Source organism: Candidatus Poribacteria bacterium (genome assembly GCA_026706025.1).
GTDB lineage: Bacteria > Poribacteria > WGA-4E > WGA-4E > WGA-3G > WGA-3G.
The window spans coordinates 40,707-66,954 of the sequence record JAPOZO010000049.1; the positions used below are offsets into that span (position 1 = coordinate 40,707).

Sequence of the window (26,248 nt, forward strand, 5' to 3'; positions counted from 1 at the left end):
AAACTCCAAGATATTGTATTTTAAGTTATACCATTCCTAATTGAATACCTTTCAATGTACATGTAGCATGAGGCACGTCGCATCTGGGGTGTTTCTTCAAGTACACCGCAAAACTGTTAGTTTGTGCAACCGCGACCGTTTCAGAAAAGTTGGGCATGCAATATCTACTTCGAGAAATAGTATTATGTCGGAATTATATCACTTTTTTCAGGAGCTTGCAAACCAATATTGAAATATTCAACAAAGATATATTGATAATTTATCTCGTTTATAGTATGATATTTTTAATAGTGTGACGGCACTTGCCTATCTGGAGCAACCAATCTGAGAGCGGAAGGTAGCGAGACTTTTCTCACCGTCCTTCACAAATGGCGTTAGGTTCGCAATCTCCACACGACGCTTTCAAGCCGTTCTTTAAGGTTCGTAAAGACCCAAAGCACGTATATTTTGGAGATTTCTCATGGAATCTGTGAAAGATATTATCCAACAGTGCCATGAACGGCGACAAAAGGAGCTGCAGCAGCGGGAAACCATTGTCTCCCCCACGTTGCACGGTGAGTACCCTTACCACTATATTGTTTATTGTGCGCGTCAGCATCCGTTGCTTTTGCATGACCTTGAACAGGCAGCTATCTCGTTTACGCCGATCGGACAGGCTCCCTTTGATCAGGGGCCAGCGTATCGTGGTGGTACGCGTCTCTTAAGACGACAAGGCACACTCAACTGGAGCTCGAGACGATGGTTCTCGTCGTGGGGGATTCAGGTCTATACAGGAACGCCATCCGCCCGCGAGGGTGCTAACTGGCACGACATCGAGTTTACTTACAGAGCGATCCAAGACGCCCCTGATGCCGTTGTTGCATGTGTGGACGCACTCGTCAATGCTGTTATGAACCCGCTACTCACTTTACTCAAAGGTGGAGGCTTGCGGTTTTCGTGTCGAGTACCGGACTATCTCCATCCGAACACAACGGACGCAAAGGAGTATATCCATAAGCATCTACCTGACATAGACCACCGCGATCGTGATATCTACGTTAAGATTATTGGCGATAAAGGCTACACACGCTGGGATGCCCGCTACGAGATCCTTAAGGGCAGCCTATTAGACCCACCCATCATTTCTAAAGATGTGCTTTTTGCGTTTCTCGATGTTTTGCGAGAGCTGCTTCATGAACCCGCTCCAGCATCCGAATTAGACTTAATAGATGAAGCACTCGTGGATACACAGGATTTCGACGATTTCGATGTCATAGAATCGTTAGAAACAGAACAAGTTGTGAATGAAAGTCTCCTTGCAGTGCAACGCGGTGAACTTTCTCCGATTGGAATCAAACGACCCAGACCGCTCCTTAAAAAAGTGAAACACACTGCGGTGGAAGATGAGAGGAAGTTCTCTGAACCGGAAGCCCGCATTCTTGGGATTATCACGGGTTCAATGAGCACTGAAAAGAAAAGTGAAATCGAAGCCACATTCCTTGATACCACACCTATATGGATCAACGCTAATACCGCACACGATGCTGAAGACGCAGAACGGTATTATGAAGAACAAGGTGTTTCAGTAGGACGTTGGAAACCGAGAAACTATCGCTGGAAACAGACGGAGTGGACACCCATTGCTGAACGGATGCAGAATCCTTTCGCGCGGGGAAACGTCTGCGAAGATGCCAAGAGATGTGATGCCTTAGCGCAGAAGGGCGGTGATCCGAATAGGAGTATCTGCCCAAGTTGTCCGGTTTATGACGCGTGTCAGGCGCGCGGGTATCTCTCTCAATTCGAGATGCTCAAGGAAAAGCAGGTCATCGTATCCAATATTCCAAACCTCTTTCTGGATCGGCGGTACGCCGGACTTGTTGATGCGTTGATTGTTTCTGATCGGATCTGTATTATAAACGATTCTGAATCCCAACTCACGAAACTCTTTTCAGAGCATCATCTGTCAACCGAAATTCTTGAAGACTGGCTCATTAATTGGAGTAGTGCAGCGTTGGGGCAATTCGCAAAAACAGTGCTGAACGCTATTCGGATTACAGACAGTCAACACGGCGATATCGCGAAGCGAATTCGCACAGTTATTCAGGCGTTTGAAGGATTAGAAAATAGCATTGTTCAACAGATGTGTCAGATAAATTGTAGAGATAAAGCGGGGAACTGGGTTGCAGTAGATACTGATAGTGCGATCCAGCTCGAAATTTTGGATATATCGACCTCAGAAAACATAGAGAAACTCCCAAATGTGTATCGCGACTCGAAGTGGACGCTATGGCATCAGTTGAAAACATTTTTCGCGTATTACACCCGGGATATGGATGCGCCGATGTTTGTCGATGACGGGATTTTGCGGTTCTGGTTACCACCAAGAATTCATCAAGAGATTCAGAAACTTGTGTTCATATCACCAGCGTTCTCGGAAGATGGCTTTAAAAAAGTGTTTCCTGAAGAAACTGTTTCGGTGAGACGGGTTGAATCGCAAGAAACATCACTTTCAGGGAATAAGGTTTTTCAGCTACGGAGCGCACCGCATATTTCCTATGCAATCGCAAACTACGAGGTTAAGTGGGATGTGTTCAGCCTTTCTGAAATTGCGAGCCGCTTTTTTCGCAGTATCTATCAAGAAATGAAGCAACACCCAAATCGCAATCATGTCGTTATCTCAAGCACAAGTACGAGGGTGATGTTGAAAAATGTTTTTGATAAGATTATCAGCTACCACGATCTTATCAAAGACACCCCAGCACATCCTGAGGACTTGCGATCCACTTTTGAAGCGACTGACCTTTACTACGACCGCATCAATGTTCTACAATCTATCTTTAAGACTGCTGATGTTGTCTGGATCGTTGGTACACCTTATTGGCCCCCAAAATTCATCTGGGAAGAAGCGAAAATTCTGTTCGGAAATCAAGTGGAACCGTTAAATTACAACCTGACAATGAATCCTTATCAATTTGAAGATGAACGGATACAGGAACTCTACGAACAGAACGCTATCGGTGCACTGACACAGATCGTCCGTATCGCTGGATCCAATGAGGCATCAGGCAAAACGCTGGTTCTCAATACGGCTTTGCGGCTACCCTCTGTCACCGATGCCCCAGAGACACAGTTATTCGATTGGGAAGACTTTGAGATCGCTGGCGGGTTGGATGAACTTTCAGAGACAATTCGGATACGCGAGGGATACGAGGCAGAATACGCGAATATGGACGCCTCTTGGAACCGAAAACGTGTTGAATATCTGCTTGGTGTTTCTAAGGCACAAGCGAACCGTATCTTGATGAGATTACGGGGCGGTAAAATCGAGCGGACCCCATTTCATGTGCAGATTTTCAGTCTACTTTCGGATGGAGAGAAAACAACATCTGAGATCCTCGAAGCAATTGACGGGAATCCGGGCTCCATTAAAAACGAACTCACCCATCTTGTGGAAACAGGTGAGATTGTCAGAATCCGGCGCGGTGTCTATGCACTTGCGTAGGCAGATACTTATCCTCTCAAATCCTTTCAAAGCGCATTTTTATCCTTTCAAAGCGCATTTTTTGCGAAAAATCCATCAAAATAAGATTTTTTTATACAAAAATTGTATTTTTTCTTGCAAAACTGAATTAATTGATGTATAATTTATTTAGTATGACCAAAGCCCACAAATTATACATAAGTCGTTATGATTTCAGTCATACGGAATTCAAACTGAAATCCATTCATACTTCACATTCATATATCATACATCATGATTTCAGTTATACAGAATTCAAAAGGAGATTTTGGCAGAGCACAGAGAGGAACTTCCAGAAGCGCGCCCCTCTGCTGCTCGCCAACTCCTTTTTCAAGCCACTCCAGTAAATATACTCTCTTACGCCTGACAGATTAGAAAGATTCGTTGAACCCATATTATACAGGACCCACACAATACGAAATGAGTTGCGCGACTACAAACCCATAGCAAGCAGTCTAAAAAATTCTTGACATCCTTCCCAAAACTGCATACAATAAAACCTCAATACAATATATCGTATACGGAGGTTTCACATGCCCACAATCGAAAAAGTTTTTGACTCCCCAGGTCCACAACCCAACGGAATGCAAGCCACAGAAGACGGACTCTGGATCCTCGACCAACAGACCAATGAGGTTCACCTCGTCTCCTACGATGGCGATGTGAAAAAGACCCTCGCCACTGGTTCCGACAGGGGCAGCGGTATTACAGATACAGGAGACACACTCTGGCTTGCGTCTACCTACAGTTGTGAAATCCTATCAACCGATCCAGAAAGCGGTGAGACGCTCGCCTCTTTTGAAACACCCGGCGCAGGTCAGACCGGTGCACACGGCTTGGAATGGCGCGACAATAAACTCTGGTTAGCGGTGCCACCTTCTGCCACCGTTTATCAGGTAGATGTTGAAGACGGTTTCAAGGTAATACACACACTCCCTGCTCCCGGCGACCGACCGCACGGTATCGCATGGGTCGGTGACGATCTCTGGTGTGTCGAAACGAACCATCGCGCGATCTTCCATCTCGATCCAGAAGATGGCAGCCATATCAACAAAATTGAGATACCCGAACCCCACCCGGAACCACACGGAATGACGTACTGGGACGGGTATTTTTGGTACTGCGATGCGCATACGACAGCGGTGTGCCGCGTCCCACTATCTTAATGGAAACCATCGGCAGACTGCTGAATATGGGAAAAAATAGTGCGGCGATGAACATGGCAATCGACGAAGCAATCCTCGCTGCACAGAAGGAACAGCCGAATCCAACACTACGGTTTTACGGTTGGACGCAACCCGCATTCAGTTTCGGCTACTTCCAAGATATTGCCGCAGAAGTCGACGTGGATACGTGCCGTGCAGATGGCATCGAACTAGTGAAACGAATGACCGGTGGCGGCACCGTTGTGCATGGATGGGAATTGACTTATACACTGATCCTCCCAAGGAGTGCTGGAGAATTAAGTGTTTCCGACGCTTATCAACGCATCGGACAATCCCTCATCAAAGCGTTCCAGAAACTCGGCATCCCCGCGCAGTGCTACGCTGCATGTCCTGATGCCTCCCAAACAGCACAAAATATCTGCCTGACCAATCCCGCTGAACACGATGTGATGTCGGATAACAAGAAATTGGCAGGCGTTTCTGTCAGGCGCAGTCGAAATGGGATCATGTTTCAAGGCTACATCTCCTTGGATATGCCGCCCCTCTCTATCCTCGCACGCGTCTCAAAAGACCCTGAGGTCCAAGAGATGCTGCGTGAAAAATCAACTGCTATCAATATAGACGGACGTTCGATAACCCGAAGCGCACTCATCCAAGCAATATCTGAAACATTTAACCTCGGAATTGCGTTTCATTCAAGTGAATTGTCACCAACAGAACAGACACAAGCAGAAATCTTGGTTGACACCAAGTATGCTACAACAGCGTGGAATTTTTCGGCGTAGCTCGCAGGTTTCCGAAAACTTGCTATACAAAAAACGGCGTAGCTCGCAGGTTTCCGAAAAATTGCTATACAAAAGACGGCGCAACTCACAGGTTTCCGAAAAATTGGTATAAAAAATCGGATGAATCAAGACTAAAAACCCACCAACGTCGTTCTTATTCCGCAGGGTGCGTTTATCATGGGCACCGATATTGAACCCTTCTATGGGACCGCATTAGTCAACTCAGAACACGCGAAACTTGATGAGGCACCGATGCACGTTCGCTTTCTGGATGCATTTCTCATTGAACAATATCCTGTGACGAATGCCGAATACGCAGCTTTTGTAGCAGCAACGGATCATCCGCCGCCGGTACATTGGAAAAACGGTAACTTTACGCCTGAGGACGCGAACCTCCCGGTTGTCCACGTCAGTTGGCACGATAGCAATGCGTATGCCCAATGGGCAGGCAAGCGGCTCCCCACAGAAGCAGAATGGGAAAAAGCGTGTCGGGGTCCCGATGGCAGGATTTATCCATGGGGCAATATCTTCATTCCCGATGAATCCGAGTCCACAGAAACTCCGCCTGAAACTTTACAGATCTTGACAGCGTCCCTTACGTCCGTAGGCACCCGACCTGTCACAGCAAGTCCTTACGGGGTCGGCGAAGCTGCTGGGAACGTGTGGGAATGGACTGCTGACTGGTATCAACCATATCCTAATCCAAAACACGAAAAAACAGAACAGGCAACTCCTGAAAAACAGAAAGCCTTACGCGGTGGTTCATGGTTGGAAGTGCGCGATAGCACAGCAGAACGCTACTTTCGATGCGCCAACCGTTTACATGCACCACCAAACTATAGTGCCGGAAATATCGGATTTCGCTGTGTCGGAGAGGTGCTACCCGGACAAGCCGAGTCGGTGCATGTTCCCGTAGAGCCACTTATTGACTATATCAAAAAAAAGAAACTCGCCAATCTACAACTCCTTCAGAAACGGGCACAAAGAAACAGTTTTAAAGATGCCCTGATTGCCTTCGTTCTCATCGGAGGCGCAATTTATAGCGTCGCGGTAAATCCTGACTTGATGTTAGGCGGTACGATCGTCGGCATGATTGGTGTAGGGTTCCTTTTTACTGCAAGCGTGAATTTTTGGCGGAGATGGCGCGCCGCCCAGCGAGCGAAGCAGGTGGCGTCCGAAAATTTTCTAATTTCTCATTAACGCCGTTGCTGACTGCTGATAGCTAACAACTAATGGTTTCCACTTTGTCCTAACAACCGATAACTGATTACATATATTTTTCACGTTGACGAAATTTCAAAATCAGTATAAACTTTTCGCAAACCAAAGCATCTTTCATGGGGGAACACAATGAATCCGCTATGTTTAGAACACTGTTTGACCGAAACAGAAAAACAGCATTTTGAGGAAAACGGCTTTTTGGTCGTTGAAGATGCCATCCCGCAAGAGATGGTTGAGAAGTTAATTGCCGCTGTTGATCGCGTCGGTGCTGAGTACTTGGGCAAAGACGAACTCCCACCCGACGCACGTTTCAACCTCCTTGACTTCGTGGGTAGAGATGAGAGTTTTATCGAGTTGCTGGATTGGCACACAACGTTCCCAAAAGTGTGGGGAATTTTAGGATGGAACATCAAACTCTACCATTCACATCTAATCGTGCTACCACCGCTGCCATCCGAAGAACATGATAAACAGAAACGACTCGGATGGCACCAAGACAGTGGAAGACTCAACATTGAATTGGAAGGTAACCCGCGCCCGCGTGTATCGCTGAAAGTCGCCTACTTCTTGACGGATACATCCGTACCGGGACGGGGTAATTTCTCCGCAATACCGGGCAGCCACCGACTAAACAAGGTAGAAATGCCAGAAGACAGCACCGCGGACCCTGAGAACGCCACACCTATATTCGCGAAACCAGGAACCGCTGTCTTTTTCGATCGGAGACTCTGGCACGCAGCAGGACGTAATACCTCCGACACCATGCGCAAGGTACTTTTCTACGGCTATAGTTACCGCTGGCTCCAACCTCGCGATGATATGACAGTGGAACACGTCATGGAGCACTCCGATCCAATTCGACAGCAGATTTTGGGTAAAAGCACGGGCGGTATGGGGTATACCTCTCCGGGGGAAAAAGATGTCCCACTCCGAACATGGATTCAGGAAAACCTCGGTTCCGAAGCGGTCGTACACTAACAGAGAAACACACCGGACGGGCAACCCTGCCCGTCCTTACCCATCAATGTAAACCAATCATTAAGCGATCCGACATCTGAAAGTTGAAAGGCACTACATTTTTTTTGGCAATCCAAGCAGGAAAATTGTATACTTTTATTAAATAAAACACATACAATTTCCTAACATATACAGAATAGAGGTTGCCAATTCTAATGAAAAGTTTGTTTTGCCTGATGATGACTCTTATAGTTCCTGTAGTTGCCTTTTCACAAACGGGAACAATTGAAGGCACCGTCTACAACAACGACACGAAAACACCATTGGCAGGCGCAGAGGTCCGGATCCTTCAAACCGATGAACGTCAAAAAACTGATGAAAATGGAAAATTCGTATTCAGTACTGTTCCTGAAGGCACTTATACATTAGTTACCACGGTGCCTGAGACGCAACTGATACAACAAACCTCGGTGGTCGTCGCAGCAGCGGAAAGTCAAAAAACCGAAATCTATGTCGCAACAGAACAGGTTCGTCTTGAAAGTGTAGAGGTAACCGGCAAACGCGTCCCCAAGACTGTCAACAAAAAAAGCATTCAAGCATCAGAAATTACGCGCCTGCCCGGCACCGCTGGCGACGCGCTCCGCGCCCTGCCTGCCATTCCGGGCATCGGGGTCGCAAATGATTTCAGTGGCGCACTCTACATCCGTGGCGGCTCCGATGAGGATAACCTCTATTACTTCGACCGAGTACCCGTCGGCTATCCCTACCATTTCGGCGGACTCGTCTCTTCTTTGAGTTCCGAAATTATTGACGACATTGATGTCTACGCCGGCGGATATGGCGTCGAATATGGTGTCGATTCACAAGCAGTGATTGACATCTCCTCACAAAACAGCAGTCCAACAAACTTCGGTGGAAAATTTAATCTTAACCTCCTCTACTCAGAAGGACTACTCCAAGGCAAAATCGGCGAAAAAGGGTTCTGGTACGCAGCTGGACGCAGAAGCTATATCGACCTTTTCATCGGCTCATTCTCGTTTGACACGGGGTCAATCACTGCCTTTCCTCGCTTTTGGGATTACCAAATTAAAGCAGGCTACGATCTTAGCGAAAAACATCAACTCTTTTTTAATCTCTTCGCCTCTGGGGACCGATTCGCCCTAAAGTTGGACGGTGATAGTGTAGACCAAGACTTTAGAGGGAATACCAGTTTTGAAAGTGGTTTTGAGGGCGCGGGGATCCACCTCCGCTCATTCCTGACGGAACGGTTCACCTCCTACCTATCGCTAACCCGTTCAAAGTTTCTATTTGATGTCAATTTTGGTCCTGAGCTTTCTCTTAATATTGATGCCCCGAGTTACACCCTCCGCGAAGATCTCACTTATGAACTCAACCCGAGACATCGTTTAGAATTTGGATTAATTCTCGGACTTGAGCCCGGTCAGGTTACCGGCACTTTCACACGAATACCGGATGAAGGTGAGATTGACTACGACATCCGATTCGAGGAAAAGATCGCCTTAGACGAATATATCCGTGGACAACGCATTGAAGGCTATCTGCAGGATAGGTATACGCTGCTACCTTTTCTATCCGTGGCCTTTGGACTCCGTTTCGATTATTTTAACCGTACCGATGAACTCTCTATTCAACCACGTGGCAGCCTGCTTGTAGAACTCCCCAATAACTCGGAACTGCAATTCTCGTATGGCGTTTACAACCAAGCTCCAATACCAGCACTCCTTTCTCCTACTATCGGTAACCCCGCTTTAAAGCCAAGTCGCGCCAGTCATTACATCCTCGAACTCAAACGGCAGCTTTCACAAGCGACAGAAATCAAAATGTCAGCCTATTATAAAGATCTCGCAGACTTGGCGACAGTTGATGAAGAAGCCGCTTATCTCAATCAAGGGACCGGCTATGCACAAGGCACTGAAATCTTTCTCAGACATCAGCGCGGAGATCGGTTTTTTGGCTGGATTTCTTACGCATATGCACTCTCCAAACGCCGAGACCGCATCGGCGAACCGTATCGTTTCTATTCGTTTGACCAGACGCACGTCGCAACACTCGCCGCCAGCTACAATCTGACACCCACATGGGAATTCGGCGCGAAATGGCAATATCGTACGGGTAATCCCTATACACCGGTTGAAGACGCGAGAATCCAGTTCGATCCAAGGAACGGAAGACCTATCTATATTCCTATTTATGCTGAAACGAATTCTGACCGGTTACCGGCTTATCACAGGTTGGATTTGCGCGTCAGTAAAATTTTCCAATTTGGCGGATGGAAACTCGGGTTCTTCTTGGAACTCCTGAATACCTATAACCGAAAAAATTTGCTCGATTACAATTACAGCGACGATTACCAAACACGGGATGATATCAACCAGCTGCCTTTCCTTCCTTATTTAGGAATTACAGCGGAATTTTAACCCGACCTCCTTTTTTTAAAAGAATCTGTCTGCTAACCCTTTCAGGAGACAAGCCTTGAAAAAGATACTGATCCTTTTAATTTGCCTGGTCCCGTTTAGTGCTATCGCTCAAACTAATGAAACGCCCCAGTCAAGCTCAGCAGAAAACGAAACAGCTCCTCCTGTTGTTAAGTTAGACCCTGTAACAGTTGAAGGAGAGCGAATCGAAAGAAAACCGCGACATACTTTGGATGACAGTTTTATCAGGCGTGCCACAGGAAGCGCAGGAGACCCGCTTCGAGTATTAAATCACCTTCCCAGCATCGGTGTGCTGAACGATTTCGTCGGCATCCTCTCTGTGCGAGGCGGTGGACCTGAGGATAACCTCTACTATTTCGATCGACTGCCGTTAGGATACCCGTACCATCTCCACGGAATCGTCTCCACTGTCAATGCTGATGTGATTGAAAATATTGAGGTGTATCCGGGTGGATACGGCGCAGAGTTCGGTGCGGACTCACAGGCTGTGATTGACATCCACTCGCGTACGAAGACTGATACTCGGTTAGGCGGAACAGCCAACGCCAATCCCGTGTATGCTCAAGCCTTCCTTGAAGGAAATATAGGCGAACAAGGGTACTGGTACGCCTTTGGACGGCGGAGTTATATGGGGCCTCTTTTTGAATTGTTACCACGGTTGTTAGAAATTGAGGATGATCGGGTGACCGAGGTGCCAAGTTTTTGGAGTTATCAGGGTAAAGCGGTCTACCAATTAAATAACACACACAGGTTGGTAGTCAACACCATTGGAGCAGACGATTCCGGCGAATTGAACTTTACTTCAGATGAAGTGTCTGATAGCGACCTGCCAGGTCCACTGAGCTCAAATAACCCCTTCGATTCACAAGGGATTCATCTCTATTCCGAAAAACAGGACGTATTCACATCAATTGTGTCACTCACGCGTTCATTCTCCCGGACGGAACTTAAGTTCGGTGAAGGTTACTTCTATCGGAGCGCACAAAGCGTCTACGCACTGCGAAGTGACCTCAAGTACTGGATCAAGCATCCGAAAACGCTGCTGGAATCTGGATTTGTACTTTCAAATCTCCCTATATCACTGATGAGTGTCGGTGCGCGTCCTTTTGAAGAAGGGGATCCAGACTATGATTTCAGGCTTAAGCAAGATGGAGAAAAAATCCTTACCAATATATCCAAGAGCCTGCATCGTCTCGAAGGGTACCTGCAAGCAACACAGGACTTACCTTCGCCTCGCTACACTGACCTCTATGCCACTATCGGGATGCGTGCAAGCTATTTTAATCTGATAGACAACTTTTCACTCCAACCGCGTGGGCTCCTCGGCGTGAGGCTCGGACCAGATTTTGAGAATACCGAAGAACCACATCTTTTTCCCATAGATCTCCGTTTCATGTACGGCAGTTATGTTCAGAACCCGCAGTTTTATCAAGTCGTCCTTGGGAAAGAGAATCCAGAGATTGCCCCAAGTCTGGCAAGGCATTATGTCGTTGCATTGGAAAAAATGTTAACCTCAAAACCGAAGGAAATAGGTTCAACTGTACCTACAAAGAAGAGACCGTTACCCAATCAGACAAAGATTGAAATCGCTGGCTATTACAAAGACCTTCGCGATATGATTACTTATAACACATCCGAAAGACGTTATCAGAACCAGCGAACCGGATATGTGAAAGGTGTTGAGGTCTCATTGGAGCATCAAATAGGCGACGCGCTGCGGGGTTGGCTCTCTTACGCTTATACTATCTCTAAACGCCAAGATTCTCCAAGGGATGACGAGCGCTTTTATATGTATAATACGCCACATGTTGTAACGATCGGCATGAATTATCAATCAGACAGATGGGAATTTGGCGCAAATTGGCAATACAAGAGTGGCGCGCTATATTCGCCGTTGGTTGATCGGGAACGGTATACCAATCCGTTTACTAAAAACAAAACGTGGCTACCAATTTACGGCGATCCGGAGCGCACAGCAGCATATCATCGCTTGGATTTACGGTTCCACTTATCTTTCTTAAATATCGGCAGATGGAAGGGAGGGTTTACCGCAGAACTCTGGAACGCTTACAACCGCACCAACATCCTTCAAGTTCGCTACAACAAAAATTATACAAAACAAGTACCGGTCGCCCAATTGCCTATAATCCCCTTCCTGGCACTGACGTTGGAATTTTGATAATCCTGCCCAATTGAATTTTATATAGCCTAATTCGCCTCCTTTTTCGTCTATACATTAATCAGAATCTCGTTCCCCAAAGGAGGCAACGTTTTTGGACGAGTATCTATTTTCTTCCCTCAAATTCCAAAAGTTCATAACTTTCTTGTGCGTCGTCACGCTATTGCCCACTATTATCGCCAACGGACATGCCGAGACACATAACAACCAGATTAAAGCATACCGTACCTACGAGAGCGTCGAAATTGACGGTGATTTAACAGAAGCGGATTGGCAGCGTGCGGAACCGATGGATCGGTTTGTACAGGTCGAGCCAAATGTAGGCGAAAACATGTCGGAACCAATGGAACTTCGGATCCTCTACGACGATGAGAATATTTACTTCGGTTTTACCTGTTTCGACTCAGAGATGTCCAAACTCATCGCAAACGAAATGCGCAGGGATGCCCGGGACCTACACGAAAACGACAACGTTTTTGTGCTATTGGATACATATAACGACAAACGGAGCGGTTTTTTCTTTCGGATGAACCCGCTTGGCGCGATACAGGACAGAGCCATTACGAACAGTGGCGATTCGATGAACACCGATTGGGACGCCGTTGTCGCATGCAAGTCAAAAATTAACGATTCCTACTGGACAGCGGAACTCAGCATTCCGTTTAGTCAACTCCGTTTTGAACAGAACGATCCGATGACATGGGGCATCAATGCTGGACGCGGCATTGCTCGCCAGCGAGAAGAGGGTATATGGATGCCTGTTCCATCCTCTTATGGCGGTCGGGCAAAATACCGAACAGCACATGTCGGGAACCTTGTCGGACTCGAAGGAATTGCACCCTCTCGAAACCTTGAATTTCTGCCGTATTTTCTGCCCGGTATCACCCAAGTTAAAGATGATAACGGCACACTCCAAACGACACGTGAATTCAAACTCGGGTTCGATGCAAAATACGGTATCACCTCAAATCTCACCGCTGACATCACTTATAACACCGACTTCGCACAAGTTGAAGCAGATGAGGAACAGGTAAATCTTACCCGATTCAGTCTCTTTTTTCCTGAGAAACGACCCTTCTTTCTCGAAGGCGCAGGGCTTTTCGATTTTGGTATTCCACGGACGAGTTCCCGTCGACCGCCACCGATGCTCCTTTTTTATAGCCGACGGATTGGTCTCGCACAAGGGAACGCTATTCCGATTATCTTTGGTGGAAAAGCGAGTGGCAAGGTAGGTTCTTACGGTGTAGGATTTCTCAATGTTCTGACAAACGAATTCTATGAGGCTGGTACAGACGACGATGATCCAATCGACATCCCGCGCACTAACTTTTCCGTGATGCGGATTACGAAAGATATTGCCGCAGGTTCGCGGATCGGGGTGATGGCAGTTAATAAAGACGACTTCGGAGATTACAACCGCGCAGGCGGTTTCGACTTTGAATATCGACCCAACGATCGTCTAAATGTTCGAGGCATGTGGTCCCGAACTTTTGAACCCGGTATGTCTGGTCAGAATAACGCTTGGTACCTCGGTTCTCGATGGCAGAATAATCGCTTCCGTCTGGAGGGGGCGTATACCGACATTGATGATGATTTCAATCCCGCTGTCGGATATGTGCGACGTACCGGCATCCGAAATCTTCGTGGCGAGGCACGCTGGATTCCAAACCCCCAAAAATTTGGTATCCGACAAGTTTGGACGGGGCCAGAGGTGAACTATCTTCTCAACCACAACAACGAATTAGAAGAATGGAACATTTCCTATATCAATTGGTTTGAATTCGACACCGGAGACTATATCTTTTTCAGCGGTAGACGCAATTTTGAGCAATTGAACGAGGTTTTCGATTTTCGGGATGGTATAGAAATTCCGATAGGCGACTACCAATCCAACGCATTTAATATCCGCATGTCCAGTAATGACAGCCGACCAATTGGTGCCACCCTCGGCGGCGGCATTGAGGATTTCTACAACGGCACAGTTCGTAGAGCATACCTACAAACCACTCTTAAACCGAATGGGCATATAAGTGTGAGCGCACAATACCAATTTAATCAGGTAGTGAACCTACCAGAAGCGTATTTCACCGATGGGCAACCCCGTCCTGTTTACGTCAATCTGTTCAGAGGCAGACTTGACTATTCCTTTTCTACAGGGCTTTTTGCAAAACTCTTTGCTCAATGGAATGCTGACACAAACGTTGTGTCTACCAACTTCCTTATCAACTATATCTATCGCCCAGGAAGCGATTTCTATTTCGTTTTCAATCAGACGTATGATACGAATGGCACGACTAAATCCCGCCTATTGGATTCAACAGTGGTTGCAAAAATGACCTATTGGTGGAATCCGTAATGTCAAGCACGAAGCCGTTTCAATATGAGGCTATTTAGTCAAGTCACCTCCGAACACACACTATAATGGTTTCCCTACTACAAGCAACCCCGTTTGTAGTAGGGCGATTCTGCGGCGTACTCGCCCAAATGCGATGTGCATTATCGCCCGCCAATTTCCTAAGTTGTTTCCAATTTTTTTCTCAACCCATCTATCGTATGCGGCTAACAACCGATTGCTCACTACTGAAAATTGAACGGTTCCACTGTTTGGCAGCAAAAAATTGACACGTGATAGACCCCGCCCTAAAGGGCGGGCTTCCGCAAAGTTATGCGAAAGCATTTGTGGATTTCAGAAACCGACTGGACGCTTCAACGGAGCAGCCTACTATCTTGCCAAGCAAAACAATAGGTCTTACTTCTCCTAACCCAAAGGAAGCTACCCCTTCCTTGAGAATGTTTAGAGCAGCGTTATGGTCTCTGTCAAGGGACGTTCCACAACTTCGACAGTCCCATTCACGGACTGCTAACGTCAGGTTTGCATTTTTGTAACCGCAAACAGAACAGCATCTACTGGTCGGTGTCCACCGTCCAATCTTTAGAACGGTTTTTACCCGTTTCTTCGATTGGTGGTGGAGTTTCTGTAAGAACTCACCGAAAGCAAGATCAGAGACCTGTTTGCCAAATAGGGCTTTCATACCGCGAAGGTTCAGATCTTCAAAGAACATTATATCAAACTTCCGACACAACTCTATCGCAAGTTTCCAATGGTGGTCTGTTCGCTGGTTCGCAGTTTTCTTATGAATGCGGAACACTCGCTTGCGACAGCGTTCTTGATTCTTAGAACCTCTAACCTTGCGGGAATATGCTTTTTGTGCCTTCACTAAATCATTCGCATTCTGTTTATAGAACATCGGCGAAGTATATCCATGTCCGTCACTGCCAGTCAGGAAGTCTTTGAGACCCATATCGAACCCTTCGGCTTTACCCGTCTTGGGTTCGGGTTTGACTTCACTACATTCTTCTGTGAGGGTGATATACACATCTCCGAGTGCGTCTCGCGTAACTTGAACTTGTCTGATTTTGCCTGCTATGCTTCTATGCAAAGAGAAACGATACCAACGTCCATTGAGACGGATTTGATATGTCGCACAACTCCGCTCGTGTTTCTGCTTTGGAAGTAAATACTCTAACTTGATTTGGTTGCCACGAAACGTCATGCCTTTGTGTTTCTTACAGGACTTGAATTGTGGGTGTCCTCTATCGAGTGTCCGCATCTCTTTGAAACTTTGTGCCAAACGCTTCAGCACATTTTGCAACGCCCACGAGTAAGGGATATTCCAATGTCTATACTTCTCAAGTTTCTTGAGTTTCGTTAAATGGGCAGACATTTTGGAATACGAAAGTCCCTTACCATATCTGCGGTAATAACGCATACACAACGCAATGAAATGATTACGCACAATACCGCAAATATTCAAATCATTGTGCAAATACTTCAAAGTCTTATCGAAAAAGAGTTGATGTTTCGTGTTTCGCATGGTATATCAAGTATCAAGTCTTTAACCCTTGTTCAGCAGATAGGCAGACACACAATCAAGCGATTGTGCTGAACATGTCTGCCAACTTGATACATATATGAAACCACTATTTTAGGTAAAAGTCAAGTTTTTTGACGCAACAAAAGGATCCGTCGCTACTACATCCCCGCCTTGAAAGGCGAGGTTTTGTAGCGGAAGATTTGATAAAAAATTGACACATAAGTAAAAATATGCTATAATTAAGTATATTTATGCTATAATTGAGGGCGTTTACTACATTTCGTGAGTCATATTAAACATTTTGGTCGTACTTGACGTTAAAATAAGTACTTACGAATAGTTTTAAAAAAGTATTTTTGCAACGCCGGTTTCGGTCAACTACACACAATAACAGTGCCCTGTGACCGAAACTATCCCTCTTCTGTTTATAGGAGGAAAAGCGAATGAGTAGCAGAACTTCCGGTATGCTCAGTCAAATGCGAGAGCGTCGCGTTGAACGTAAGAAACCGAAGCGTTTTGTCGCATTGAAGAAGGTTTCGCTAGATCCGAGCCAGCAGAGCGACATCTCCAACGCACAGGCAAACCTGCCGAAACACCCCATCACGCAGAAACACATTAAACAGAGTTCCACAGCGTTTTCAGTCGCAATAGCGTTTCATGTCCTCATCGCTATATTTATTGGGACTTACGTTATCGTCGATCAGATTGAACAAGAAAGTGAGACTTTTGATGTCAGTATCGTCTCAGAAGAGTCAAAAGCGAAACGCCGGTTCATACGCCGAGAAGCACCGAAATTCAACGAGGCACGACAGACTCAACAAAAAGTCGTTATCAAACAGCCGGTAAGGACTAACACCGCCCAACTGCCAAAAGATGGGTTCACAATTCCCCAAGGCCCAGAGACAGCACTTGACCTCACAACGCCTGACGTTGGCGAAGGCCTCACACCCATAGATGTCGATCGGAATTTTGTAAAACCGACACCGACCATTGAACCCGAAACAACGGTACAAGGCTTTAAGATAGAACGTGAAACAACAACACTGATTGATAAACTTGACACACCTGAGCCCGACGCAGCACTTGGCGTAGGTAACATTAACTTCAGTTCCGAACCAGGCGTTACTAACCCTGCGTTCAAGATCAGAGTAGAGCCGAAGTATCCGGAAAATGCCAAGAAAGCAGGTAAGGTAGGCGACGTTATTTTGCAAGCAACCATCGATGAAAATGGCATCCCAAAAGACATTGAAGCATTGACAAAACTCGGATTCGGGCTCGAAGAAGCGGCAATCGCTGCGTTCAAAAAATCTTCTTTCCGTCCAGCAATGAAGGGTGAAACACCTATTAGTAAGCAAGTTCAAATAACCTACGAGTTTACACTTGACGACTAAGCATACTGCTTGTTATTCTGCGCTTCTTACTTAAAGGAAACAAAATGAATGAGTCGCAGAACTTCTGATATGCTCAGTCAAATGCGGCAGTGTCGTGCTGAACGTAAGAAACCGAAGAAGTTCACCCGATTTTTAGCAACCCTTTAGCTGCGAAGTTTCGCACTAAACTGACAACCGATTGGCGAGCGGTATAGGCAATCTGTGTCTGTTCAAACGTCAATTGTGCAATTTCCGCCTCTACAGCCTCCGCTTGGGAGGCTGACATATTTTCAAGGAACCGATCGTGTATTACTGGTGGGGCATTGTGTAGGGCAAGAGCCAAGGTCGGTTTGTCTAATACCTGCAGGATAGTTTTGATCGCTTCATTCTCCAAATTACTTAAATCTTCAAAGGTAAACAACTTCTCAGAGACGCTCTCCACCACCTCCGGTTGTCTCTCTGCCAATCTTTCCAACAACCGATTCTGCCCTGCGATATCCATATAGGACAGTAGTTTAGCAAGATTTGCTGCGCCGTCACCCAAGAAGGTCGTTTTCTGGAGTGCCTCCTTAATCTTGGCAATCTGTTCGTCCCAGATTTGTGTCGCGCGTTCGGCATCAACGATCTCTGTTGTCGTCACCTTCTCAGCGATGCGGACCTGTTTATCAAACGGTAACATCGCGAAAACTTTTCCAACATGCACGGCGAGGGCGTTTTCGATAGATTCACTTTTCAGCTGCGTGCACATCACAAAAAACAGCGCAGCGTCGTCATCGTCTACGTTCTGGAACGCTGCTAAAATGACTTGTGGGTGTGTTTCGTCAAGCAAAGCCTTCAACGCTTGCAGTGCAGCATCATCCAAAAATGGCGGATTTGTCGTCTGTGCGTCTGTATTAGGAACCGACACCTTGCACCCCTTTTTCGCCTGCGACCACCTCACCAATACGATAGGTAGATTCCCCAGATGCGTTCAGGGACTTTAAAGCGTCATCAACAGCATCAGGGGCAAGCACGACTACCATCCCAATCCCCATGTTGAAGACCCTATACATCTCTACCTCTTCAACATTCCCTTTTTCCTGTAAAAACGGAAAAATCGGCGGAATCTCCCATGTCCCCTTCTGAATGTCAGCGACACATCCGTCCGGCAGAATCCGTAGCACATTCCCGGGCAATCCACCGCCAGTGATATGGGCAATCCCTTTAATCTCGCAGACCTTGCGAAGTTCCAGAATAGATCTCACATAACTTTTGTGGGACACCAGCAGGGCTTCCCCAACTGTAGCAGAAAGGTCAGGGATGTAGGTATCAACATCGTAGCCACACCTATCAAATAGAATACGGCGGACCAGGGAGAAGCCGTTGGTATGTAAACCTGCCGAGCCTAACCCGATGAGTTGATCGCCAGGGGCGATCTTTTCACCCGTAATCACGTCCGCTTTCTCAACCGCGCCGACAATCGTCCCGACCAAATCGTATTCACCGAGCGTGTAAATATCTGAAAGCTCTGCGATTTCACCGCCGATTAAGGCGCAACCAATCTCTCGACATCCTGCTGCGAGACCTGTCACAATACCTTCAATCGCTGCTGGTTCTACCTTGCTGATGCCAATGTAATCCAAAAAGAAAAGCGGTTCCGCTCCCTGTACAACAATATCGTTACCACAATGTGCGACAATATCAAAACCAACAGTGTCGTGTCGTCCTACTTTAAACGCGACCTTTAACTTTGTGCCAACACTATCCGTACTGGAAACAAGCACCGGCTCTTGATACGATTTGAGCGCAAAAAGCCCCCCGAAACTCCCAACATCGCTGAGTACCTCAGGACGGTAGGTGGTCTGGACGAGAGGTTTAAGCCGAGATATTGCCTCGGACTCTGCTTCAAACGAGACCCCGGCATTAGCGTACGTCAACTGCTTTTTATCTGCCATCTGATTTCTCTTGTTCCTTCAATAATTGTCTGCGAAGCGGAGAAACGCTTTTCCTCGGTCTTAACAAACTAATGACTAACACAACACCGCTAATACCTAAAGCAACGAGAACACCGATCTCCTGCGCTTTTTCAGGTTTTATATTCGGCTGCAACTTCTCAAGCAGTACAGGAAGCACCCAACTCAAAACCATTCCGAGAATCGCACAAATCAGCAGAGAAATAAGCGTATTGCGTCCTTGCGGTGTACCTATCGGATTCGGTCTTTTCTGATTCCCACTCTTTTTGTTCTGCCTAAAAATCAGCATAAAAATTTTCCTCGTAGGTGCTAAGACTATCATTAAAACATTCAGTGAATCTACATAATCAACGGCAGTTGTTCTGAAGATTCTTCCACAAGTGGGATGGGATATTCTCCATCAAAACAGGTGGTGCAAAAATCCTGAGATGCCTTCACCGAATTGAGCAACCCTTCAATGCTTAGATAACCGAGGCTGTCGGCGCGGATATACTTTCGTATCTCATCAATCGTGTGCGAACTCGCAATTAATTCACCACGGGTCGGTGTGTCTACCCCGTAGAAGCACGGGAATTTATTTGGAGGCGAGGCAATTCGGAGGTGGACAGCTGTCGCACCGCCCTGCCGAACGATTTTAATAAGTTTCCTGCTATTTGTCCCACGCATAATCGAATCGTCTACGAGCACAACCCGTTTTCCGCGCAACACATCGCGTATCGGGTTCAACTTCACTTTTACCATCAGTTCTCGGATATCCTGCGTCGGGTTCATGAAAGAGCGACCAACGAAAGGGTTCCGCGACAATCCTAAATCGAAGGGAATGCCAGATTCCTCAGCGTATCCGAGCGCAGCAATCGTCGCGGAATCAGGCACCGGGATCACAACATCCGCTTTGACCGGGTGTTCGCGCGCCAGTTGCCTGCCGAACTCTCGGCGCGGGTTGTTCACACTGTGCCCGAACATTATGCTATCCGGACGTGCCAGATAGATATATTCAAAGATACACTGCGATAACTCCGACTGTCTCTTATGAAAGCGCAACGACTCTAAACCGAGATGGGCAGAGCGTATAAATACCAATTCTCCCGGTTCTACCTCGCGTATCGGTTCTGCTTCAATGACATCAAAGGCACACGTCTCGGAAGCTAACACATACGCATCACCAAGCTTACCGAGCCACAGCGGACGGAACCCGTGCGCATCGCGAGCCCCCATCAGCGTGCTATTATCCATGCATACGAACGAGTATGCTCCCTCAACACTTCGTAGCGCATCAACGATCCTATGCTCTAAAGCCTGCTTTCGCGAATGTGCTATCAAGTGGAAAATGACTTCTGTGTCCAAACTTGTGCTGAAGATCGAACCAGCATTCTCCAAATGATTCCGAATGTGTACAGCATTGACAAGATTGCCGTTGTGCCCAAGCGCAAGCGGTCCCTGTTTGTAATTTCGGACCAGAGGTTGTGCATTCTCAAGCGTGCTTGCCCCCGCCGTCGAATAGCGGTTGTGCCCAATAGCGATATGACCCTCCAGGTTCGCTAAAGTCTCAGCAGTAAACACAGAGTGAACCAGACCCATGCCGTGGTGATACGTAAATTTCTCGCCATTTGATGCGACAATGCCGCTGCTCTCTTGCCCTCGATGCTGAAGGGCACGTAACCCCAGATAGGTCAACTCTACGGCTCTCGGATGGCCGAAAACACCGAAGACACCGCACTCGTCCTTCGGCTTATCATCATACTGCATTTTGATGGTTAAACCCTCCAGCATGCGCTCTTAAATTTTCGCAATTCTTCATTGAAGGAAGCCTTTCGCAAATTTACGCTTGCTCTGCGCTCGCCTCAGTCCTTTCCACGTCTGCTAATCTATACCATAAGCGCAACATCGCGCTCCGATACGGACAGCTCTAACCTATACCCCACTATCGCACCGATAGGGACAGCAAGGATATACCAAATTTCGACCGGTAAACCTACGGACACCCACCCGCGCATCGGTAACGAAATGATATACGCGAGCGTCTTAAGCACAGGGATTAGCAACGCCAAGATCAAGTTTGGCTTGCCAAATATCTCCCACGGCACGTTAAGAAGGGCAAGCAAGCCAACAACAGCAGGTGGACCCAAAAACGCACCTGAGCAAAGCGATTTCAGCGGAATATCAACACCGAACTTTTGACTCACAAAGCGCATCCCTACGCCCGCTCCTATAATTACGACACCATACGTGATAACCAGTGAGATGAGGAGAAATAAACCTACCCAGAAACCGTGATTGATTCGATCTCCAAGTAGCACCTGCCAAATAAAACTCTCAAAGACAAACAGGCAAACCCAACCGCCTACCAGTCCAATGATACCCCCAGTAGCAATCTGCCCAAGGGTCAACGTAACACTATTCGTTTTCATATCTTCCGCCCAATTCTCTCTTAAATGTATTAATTCTATTGTATCACGTTGCAACATTATTGTCAAAATTATCTTTTTTCAGAATTGGTTTGACACAATTTAGATTTTGCATTAAACTGTTGCCACAAAATGCAGTTCTTATGTTCAATTACGCAGCGTGAGCGGCGGCTTTAGTGCCGTTTCTAAAGGAGGCTCTCATGTCGAAAATCCTTGTACTGTCAGGTGAAAACCACCGTTTTAATGCAAGTGCCAGCGTCATCCACGATTTTCTTTCCGAAGATGCTGACATCTCAGCAACGTTAGCCGATGATAAAGGGATCTTAGCATCATCCGAGTTACAGACCTATGATGCGTGTGTCTTTGGCACCGGCTTCACGCGCACAGAACGCCAAGAAGACGGATCTGTCGCACGTGTGTCCGATTTAACCCCAGATGAAGAAGACGGTTTATTCGGATTTGTAAGTGAAGGCAAAGGATTAGTCGGTATTCACGGGACCGCATGGTGGATCGGCGGTCGCGCTATGGATCTTATCGGGGGGGCTTCCAATTGGCATCCACCCGGCTCAACCTTTACTGTCCATATTGAGGATGACGCGCATCCAACGACCCAAGGCGTTGAAGATTTTGATGTGGAAGATGAGATTTATATCTCTGCACACGACCCGCATATTCATGTCTTGGCATCCGCTGAGTGGTTCGGCAAGGCGCATCCTATGGCGTGGGTAAAGCCCTACGGTTCCGGACGCGTCTTCTACACGACTTTAGGACATGGACCAGGCACCTTCGAGCGCGCGGGTATGCAGAAATTCCTCACGCAAGGCGTGAAATGGGCAGCCGCATCCTAACGAACATTCTGTGAGGCGAGGCATAAATGCCTCGCCACGCCACATTATCGCATACACACATGCAGACACTAAAAATCACAGACATAGAGACCGAAGTCGTTCAGGTAAACCACCGCGGCAATTGGCTCTTCGTCAAGGTCCACGCTGATAACGGCACAATGGGGGTCGGCGAGGCTTCCCACGGTAAAGATGATAACAGCGTTCGACATATTATTGATACCCTCAAACCCGCGCTCGTCGGATGGAACCCGTTTCAACTGGAGGCATTCCGCCAACGTTTCTACCGAGACACTGAAAGCCATACCTATCATACCGCACTCAGCGGAATTGAGCAGGCGATGTTCGATCTCGCTGGCAAGGCATTAGACGTACCAAGCTATCAACTGTTAGGTGGCAAGTGCCGAGAAAAGATTCGTCTCTACGCGAATATCAACCGCGCAACCGTGGATCGCAGCCCTTCCGGATTCGCTAACAATGCCGAGCACGCCGTTGCTGAAGGTTTTACCGCCATAAAATGCGCACCTTTTGACGATGTTTCAGTCGCTAATATTTCGCGCGGGAGTCTAACACCCGCTATCTGTCTCGGTATTGACCGCATCCGCACAATTCGCGCCATTATCGGTGGCGACATTGACCTGATGGTGGATTGCCACAGCCGTTTTAATCCAGGTATCATCATCCAGGTCGCAAAAGAGTTAGAAGACCTACACCTCTTCTGGATTGAGGACGTTATCCCGTTGGATAATTTGGATGCCTTCGCACATATAAGTCGCTCCATCGGGATCCCGATCGCAACCGGTGAACGTTTACGGACCCTCACGGACTTTGATAGATTGCTAACCCAAACACATGTTGACTACATCTTGCCAGATGTCAAACATGTCGGCGGACTTTCCGGACTCAAGAAAATAGCCACGCTCGCCGCGGCGCGAAACATTAGCGTAACACCCCACAATCCGAGCGGGCCTGTCGCAACCGCTGCCAGCGTGCAATGTATGGCAAGTGTGCCAAATTTCGCAATCCTTGAATACGCGTGGGGAGAAGTCGAGTGGCGCGCCTCACTTACTGAACCACCGGAGAAAATAGTTAATGGATCTATTGAAGTACCTGACCGGGCCGGGTTAGGCATCACATTATAGCAAACCTAAACATATCAGGAGGAAGAAAATGATATTCAGCGATATTGGAAACCTGAAAATTACACCAAAACTTGTTACCCTTTTTCTCTTGCTGAGTGTTGTTACAGTCATCGGATGTATCGGAAGTCTACAGACAACGACAACTCAACCAGAAACCGATGAAGCCACATCGGCTGCAGAAACGGAAACCCCCACTGCCCTCGCAGAACTCCAACTTTCAACGCCTAAAACGAATTATGCTGCGAAGGAAGCCATTCCGCTTGAACTCAACATTCAGAACGGGAAATTTGATCTACTCGTCCCATTTTTCAGTGTCGCAACGAAGGGTGCATTTACACAAATAACTGTGAAAGACGCGAACGGACAGATTGTTAACCCGAAGCACCCGATTACGCAAGAAAACCCACAAAAATATGTGTCGAGGGACGGAAAAACGGTTCGGTGTATCCAAGGCTTTGAACTCAAAGCATCCGAAAATCAAGAATTAAAATTGAAAGATATTCAGAGATACTACCTGTTACAGCCAGGAACTTATACCGTAACGCTTTCAATCGAACTCGAAGTTTACACAGAATCTATAACCGAAGAACACCCCGAAATCCGAGAATTAAAACAAGATATGGCGCGCATCCAAAACGATCCGAACCTTCAAGGTGCTGCGAAGCAGGATGCCCTCAGTTACTACCAAGAACAGATTAAGTTTATTCAAGAACGGCATAAGGACGCGGTGAAAGATATTTACCTACCCGTCAAAGCAATGCGTGGAAAGGCACCGCTTACATCAAACAGTATCACTGTGACAGTGGAACCGGAAACAGAGCCACCTGCCGGGCAAATACAGCATAAAGCACCATCACAGATTAATACATCTGATATTACACCGCCGAAGAAACCACTCGGATTAGCGGACATTATAGCGCGGCGGGCATCCCAATGGGTTGCCCCTAAGTACAAGACTAAAGTAAACCCACAGTATCCGAAGAGTGCCAAGGATGCTAAAAAGGATGGCACTGTTGTTTTACAGTTAACTATTAATGAAAAAGGCATCCCAGAAGACATTGTAGCATTGACAAATCTCGGATCTGGACTTGAGGCGGCAGCGATTGAGGCATTGAAGAAAAGCACCTTTTATCCAGCAACGAAAGACGGTAAACCTATCAGCAAACAGGTGCAAATACCATTCGAGTTTGCGATTGTGGATGACAACGCGCCATAGCATGGAGTTCTTATGCAAACATTCAAAAACACAATCCTACTCTACCTACTTCTAACCTTTAGCATGATAGGGTGTGTCGCGGGTTTACATACGCAATCTTCGCCAACGGATGTGACAACAGCTACTTCAGGGGTAATGCTCACGCTCTCAACACCCGAGGCGACTTATACATCTAAAGATACCATACCGATCGAACTCAGCATTCAGAACGGAAAATTTGACCTGCTCGTGCCTTATGCCAACGTCTCAACATCGGGCGCATTTGCACGATTACGGGTTACAGATACTAATGGCAACACTGTCGAACCCAAACGCGCAGTTACTGCACCGAATTCCGAAGAAATCTTTATCGAAAAAAACGGAAAGTCTGTTCAGTGTATCCAAGGATTGGAATTAAAAGCTGGAGCAACACAGGTCGTTTCCTTGGAGGATTTACAGAAATACTATCAGTTGGAAAAAGGTGATTACACAATCACACTCACAATGGAGTTACCGGTTTACCGAGATTTTTTGAAAAAACGACACCCAGAAGTTATAGAATTGGAAGAGGAGATTAAACGGATCCAGAAAGTGGCAGATGCCCACATCTCCGCCGCCGACAAGCGTTCCGCAGTTAACGATATCCAACAACAGATTGTATCTCTTGAAAAGAAACAAAAGGACACTTACCTGCCCGTCAAATCGCTACTTAGCAAGGCAACGCTCACTTCCAACAACATCATCATAACAATAGAATAACGGAAATATTGGAAAGGAAATTCTTATGAGAACATTTAAAAGTCTTACGCTGTTTTATTTATTTTTCATTCTTAGTATAGTAGGCTGCACCACAGGTTTGCAAACCCAATCGATGCCAACGGATGTGACAACAGCCACTTCAGGGGTAATTTTTTCTCTTTCAACACCTAAAGAGACTTATGTATCTACGGACGCTATTCCGCTTGACCTTAGTATTCAGAGTGGAAAATTTGACCTTCTTGTGCCTTATGCCAACGTTTCAACATCGGGCGCATTTGCGCAATTAAGCGTTACAGATTCTGCCGGTAATGTTGTCCAACCCAAACGCTCAATCCCCGTTCCGAGTTCCGCTGAAGTCCTTATTCAAAAGGATAGAAGATCTGTCGAGTGTATCCAAGGGTTGGAATTGAAAGCCGCGACAACGCAGGTTGTCCCCTTGGAA

Annotated in this window: 20 protein-coding genes; 14 read left to right on the forward strand and 6 right to left on the reverse strand. The window is 46.9% G+C overall.

The features are described from left to right. Positions 1–460: 460 nt before the first annotated feature. The 8 genes from OXH00_10055 (at position 461) to OXH00_10090 (ending at position 14,619) form a co-directional block, all read left to right on the forward strand. Positions 461–3,481, forward strand: a complete 3,021-nt coding sequence (locus tag OXH00_10055; GenBank protein ID MCY3741350.1) for a hypothetical protein — start codon at positions 461–463, stop codon at positions 3,479–3,481. A 551-nt stretch (positions 3,482–4,032) separates the two neighbouring features. Beyond that, positions 4,033–4,665, forward strand: coding sequence for a hypothetical protein (locus OXH00_10060; GenBank protein MCY3741351.1), 633 nt, complete (start codon positions 4,033–4,035; stop codon positions 4,663–4,665). Then, positions 4,614–5,450 (forward strand): biotin/lipoate A/B protein ligase family protein, encoded by an 837-nt coding sequence (locus tag OXH00_10065; protein ID MCY3741352.1) that lies wholly within the window; start codon positions 4,614–4,616, stop codon positions 5,448–5,450. Before OXH00_10060 ends, OXH00_10065 begins: the two co-directional genes overlap by 52 nt. Before the next feature lie 156 nt (positions 5,451–5,606). Continuing rightward, positions 5,607–6,650: a formylglycine-generating enzyme family protein gene (locus OXH00_10070; protein MCY3741353.1), complete on the forward strand. Its 1,044-nt coding sequence runs from the start codon at positions 5,607–5,609 to the stop codon at positions 6,648–6,650. Positions 6,651–6,800: 150 nt separating this feature from the next. Beyond that, positions 6,801–7,649: a phytanoyl-CoA dioxygenase family protein gene (locus OXH00_10075; GenBank protein MCY3741354.1), complete on the forward strand. Its 849-nt coding sequence runs from the start codon at positions 6,801–6,803 to the stop codon at positions 7,647–7,649. Positions 7,650–7,843: 194 nt separating this feature from the next. Beyond that, complete coding sequence (locus OXH00_10080) at positions 7,844–10,066, forward strand: carboxypeptidase-like regulatory domain-containing protein (protein MCY3741355.1); 2,223 nt, start codon at positions 7,844–7,846, stop codon at positions 10,064–10,066. Between the two features lie 55 nt (positions 10,067–10,121). Beyond that, on the forward strand, positions 10,122–12,263 hold the full coding sequence (locus OXH00_10085) for a TonB-dependent receptor plug domain-containing protein (GenBank protein ID MCY3741356.1): 2,142 nt from the start codon (positions 10,122–10,124) through the stop codon (positions 12,261–12,263). Between the two features lie 94 nt (positions 12,264–12,357). Further along, positions 12,358–14,619 carry a DUF5916 domain-containing protein gene (locus OXH00_10090; protein MCY3741357.1) on the forward strand — a complete coding sequence of 754 codons (2,262 nt, stop codon included), beginning with the start codon at positions 12,358–12,360 and terminating at the stop codon, positions 14,617–14,619. A gap of 307 nt (positions 14,620–14,926) precedes the next feature. Here OXH00_10090 and OXH00_10095 read toward each other — a convergent pair whose 3' ends face one another. Then, positions 14,927–16,138, reverse strand: a complete 1,212-nt coding sequence (locus tag OXH00_10095; protein MCY3741358.1) for an RNA-guided endonuclease TnpB family protein — start codon at positions 16,136–16,138, stop codon at positions 14,927–14,929. A gap of 443 nt (positions 16,139–16,581) precedes the next feature. Between OXH00_10095 and OXH00_10100 the strand changes: the two genes are divergently transcribed. Then, positions 16,582–17,529, forward strand: coding sequence for a TonB family protein (locus OXH00_10100; GenBank protein MCY3741359.1), 948 nt, complete (start codon positions 16,582–16,584; stop codon positions 17,527–17,529). 121 nt (positions 17,530–17,650) lie between these two features. On the opposite strand, the gene OXH00_10105 is transcribed toward OXH00_10100, so the two are convergent. The 5 genes from OXH00_10105 to OXH00_10125 form a co-directional block, all read right to left on the reverse strand. Beyond that, positions 17,651–18,415, reverse strand: a complete 765-nt coding sequence (locus tag OXH00_10105; protein ID MCY3741360.1) for a hypothetical protein — start codon at positions 18,413–18,415, stop codon at positions 17,651–17,653. Further along, positions 18,402–19,442, reverse strand: coding sequence for a phosphoribosylformylglycinamidine cyclo-ligase (gene purM, locus OXH00_10110; protein ID MCY3741361.1), 1,041 nt, complete (start codon positions 19,440–19,442; stop codon positions 18,402–18,404). Before purM ends, OXH00_10105 begins: the two co-directional genes overlap by 14 nt. Then, complete coding sequence (locus tag OXH00_10115; protein MCY3741362.1) at positions 19,432–19,749, reverse strand: hypothetical protein; 318 nt, start codon at positions 19,747–19,749, stop codon at positions 19,432–19,434. Before OXH00_10115 ends, purM begins: the two co-directional genes overlap by 11 nt. Before the next feature lie 50 nt (positions 19,750–19,799). After that, the gene (purF, locus tag OXH00_10120) at positions 19,800–21,206 is read right to left on the reverse strand and encodes an amidophosphoribosyltransferase (GenBank protein MCY3741363.1); all 1,407 of its coding nucleotides are present in this window, start codon (positions 21,204–21,206) and stop codon (positions 19,800–19,802) included. Between the two features lie 119 nt (positions 21,207–21,325). After that, complete coding sequence (locus OXH00_10125) at positions 21,326–21,868, reverse strand: hypothetical protein (GenBank protein MCY3741364.1); 543 nt, start codon at positions 21,866–21,868, stop codon at positions 21,326–21,328. Between the two features lie 197 nt (positions 21,869–22,065). Between OXH00_10125 and OXH00_10130 the strand changes: the two genes are divergently transcribed. The 5 genes from OXH00_10130 to OXH00_10150 form a co-directional block, all read left to right on the forward strand. Next, complete coding sequence (locus OXH00_10130) at positions 22,066–22,713, forward strand: ThuA domain-containing protein (protein ID MCY3741365.1); 648 nt, start codon at positions 22,066–22,068, stop codon at positions 22,711–22,713. 26 nt (positions 22,714–22,739) lie between these two features. Continuing rightward, positions 22,740–23,852 carry a mandelate racemase/muconate lactonizing enzyme family protein gene (locus OXH00_10135; GenBank protein ID MCY3741366.1) on the forward strand — a complete coding sequence of 371 codons (1,113 nt, stop codon included), beginning with the start codon at positions 22,740–22,742 and terminating at the stop codon, positions 23,850–23,852. 28 nt (positions 23,853–23,880) lie between these two features. Further along, complete coding sequence (locus tag OXH00_10140) at positions 23,881–25,068, forward strand: TonB family protein (GenBank protein MCY3741367.1); 1,188 nt, start codon at positions 23,881–23,883, stop codon at positions 25,066–25,068. A gap of 12 nt (positions 25,069–25,080) precedes the next feature. Continuing rightward, positions 25,081–25,806 (forward strand): hypothetical protein, encoded by a 726-nt coding sequence (locus tag OXH00_10145; GenBank protein ID MCY3741368.1) that lies wholly within the window; start codon positions 25,081–25,083, stop codon positions 25,804–25,806. Positions 25,807–25,831: 25 nt separating this feature from the next. Next, positions 25,832–26,248: hypothetical protein (locus OXH00_10150; GenBank protein MCY3741369.1), on the forward strand; the 417-nt coding region annotated here is incomplete at its 3' end.

Excerpts from the sequence above, each read along its gene's own strand:
- purM (MCY3741361.1), bottom strand. The coding sequence starts at position 19,442 with ATGGCAGATAAAAAGCAGTTGACGTACGCTAATGCCGGGGTCTCGTTT.
- OXH00_10060 (MCY3741351.1), top strand. The coding sequence starts at position 4,033 with ATGCCCACAATCGAAAAAGTTTTTGACTCCCCAGGTCCACAACCCAAC.
- OXH00_10125 (MCY3741364.1), bottom strand. The coding sequence starts at position 21,868 with ATGAAAACGAATAGTGTTACGTTGACCCTTGGGCAGATTGCTACTGGG.
- OXH00_10095 (MCY3741358.1), bottom strand. The coding sequence starts at position 16,138 with ATGCGAAACACGAAACATCAACTCTTTTTCGATAAGACTTTGAAGTAT.
- OXH00_10115 (MCY3741362.1), bottom strand. The coding sequence starts at position 19,749 with ATGCTGATTTTTAGGCAGAACAAAAAGAGTGGGAATCAGAAAAGACCG.
- OXH00_10055 (MCY3741350.1), top strand. The coding sequence starts at position 461 with ATGGAATCTGTGAAAGATATTATCCAACAGTGCCATGAACGGCGACAA.
- OXH00_10080 (MCY3741355.1), top strand. The coding sequence starts at position 7,844 with ATGAAAAGTTTGTTTTGCCTGATGATGACTCTTATAGTTCCTGTAGTT.
- OXH00_10135 (MCY3741366.1), top strand. The coding sequence starts at position 22,740 with ATGCCTCGCCACGCCACATTATCGCATACACACATGCAGACACTAAAA.
- OXH00_10140 (MCY3741367.1), top strand. The coding sequence starts at position 23,881 with ATGATATTCAGCGATATTGGAAACCTGAAAATTACACCAAAACTTGTT.
- OXH00_10130 (MCY3741365.1), top strand. The coding sequence starts at position 22,066 with ATGTCGAAAATCCTTGTACTGTCAGGTGAAAACCACCGTTTTAATGCA.
- OXH00_10075 (MCY3741354.1), top strand. The coding sequence starts at position 6,801 with ATGAATCCGCTATGTTTAGAACACTGTTTGACCGAAACAGAAAAACAG.
- OXH00_10100 (MCY3741359.1), top strand. The coding sequence starts at position 16,582 with ATGAGTAGCAGAACTTCCGGTATGCTCAGTCAAATGCGAGAGCGTCGC.
- OXH00_10145 (MCY3741368.1), top strand. The coding sequence starts at position 25,081 with ATGCAAACATTCAAAAACACAATCCTACTCTACCTACTTCTAACCTTT.
- purF (MCY3741363.1), bottom strand. The coding sequence starts at position 21,206 with ATGCAGTATGATGATAAGCCGAAGGACGAGTGCGGTGTCTTCGGTGTT.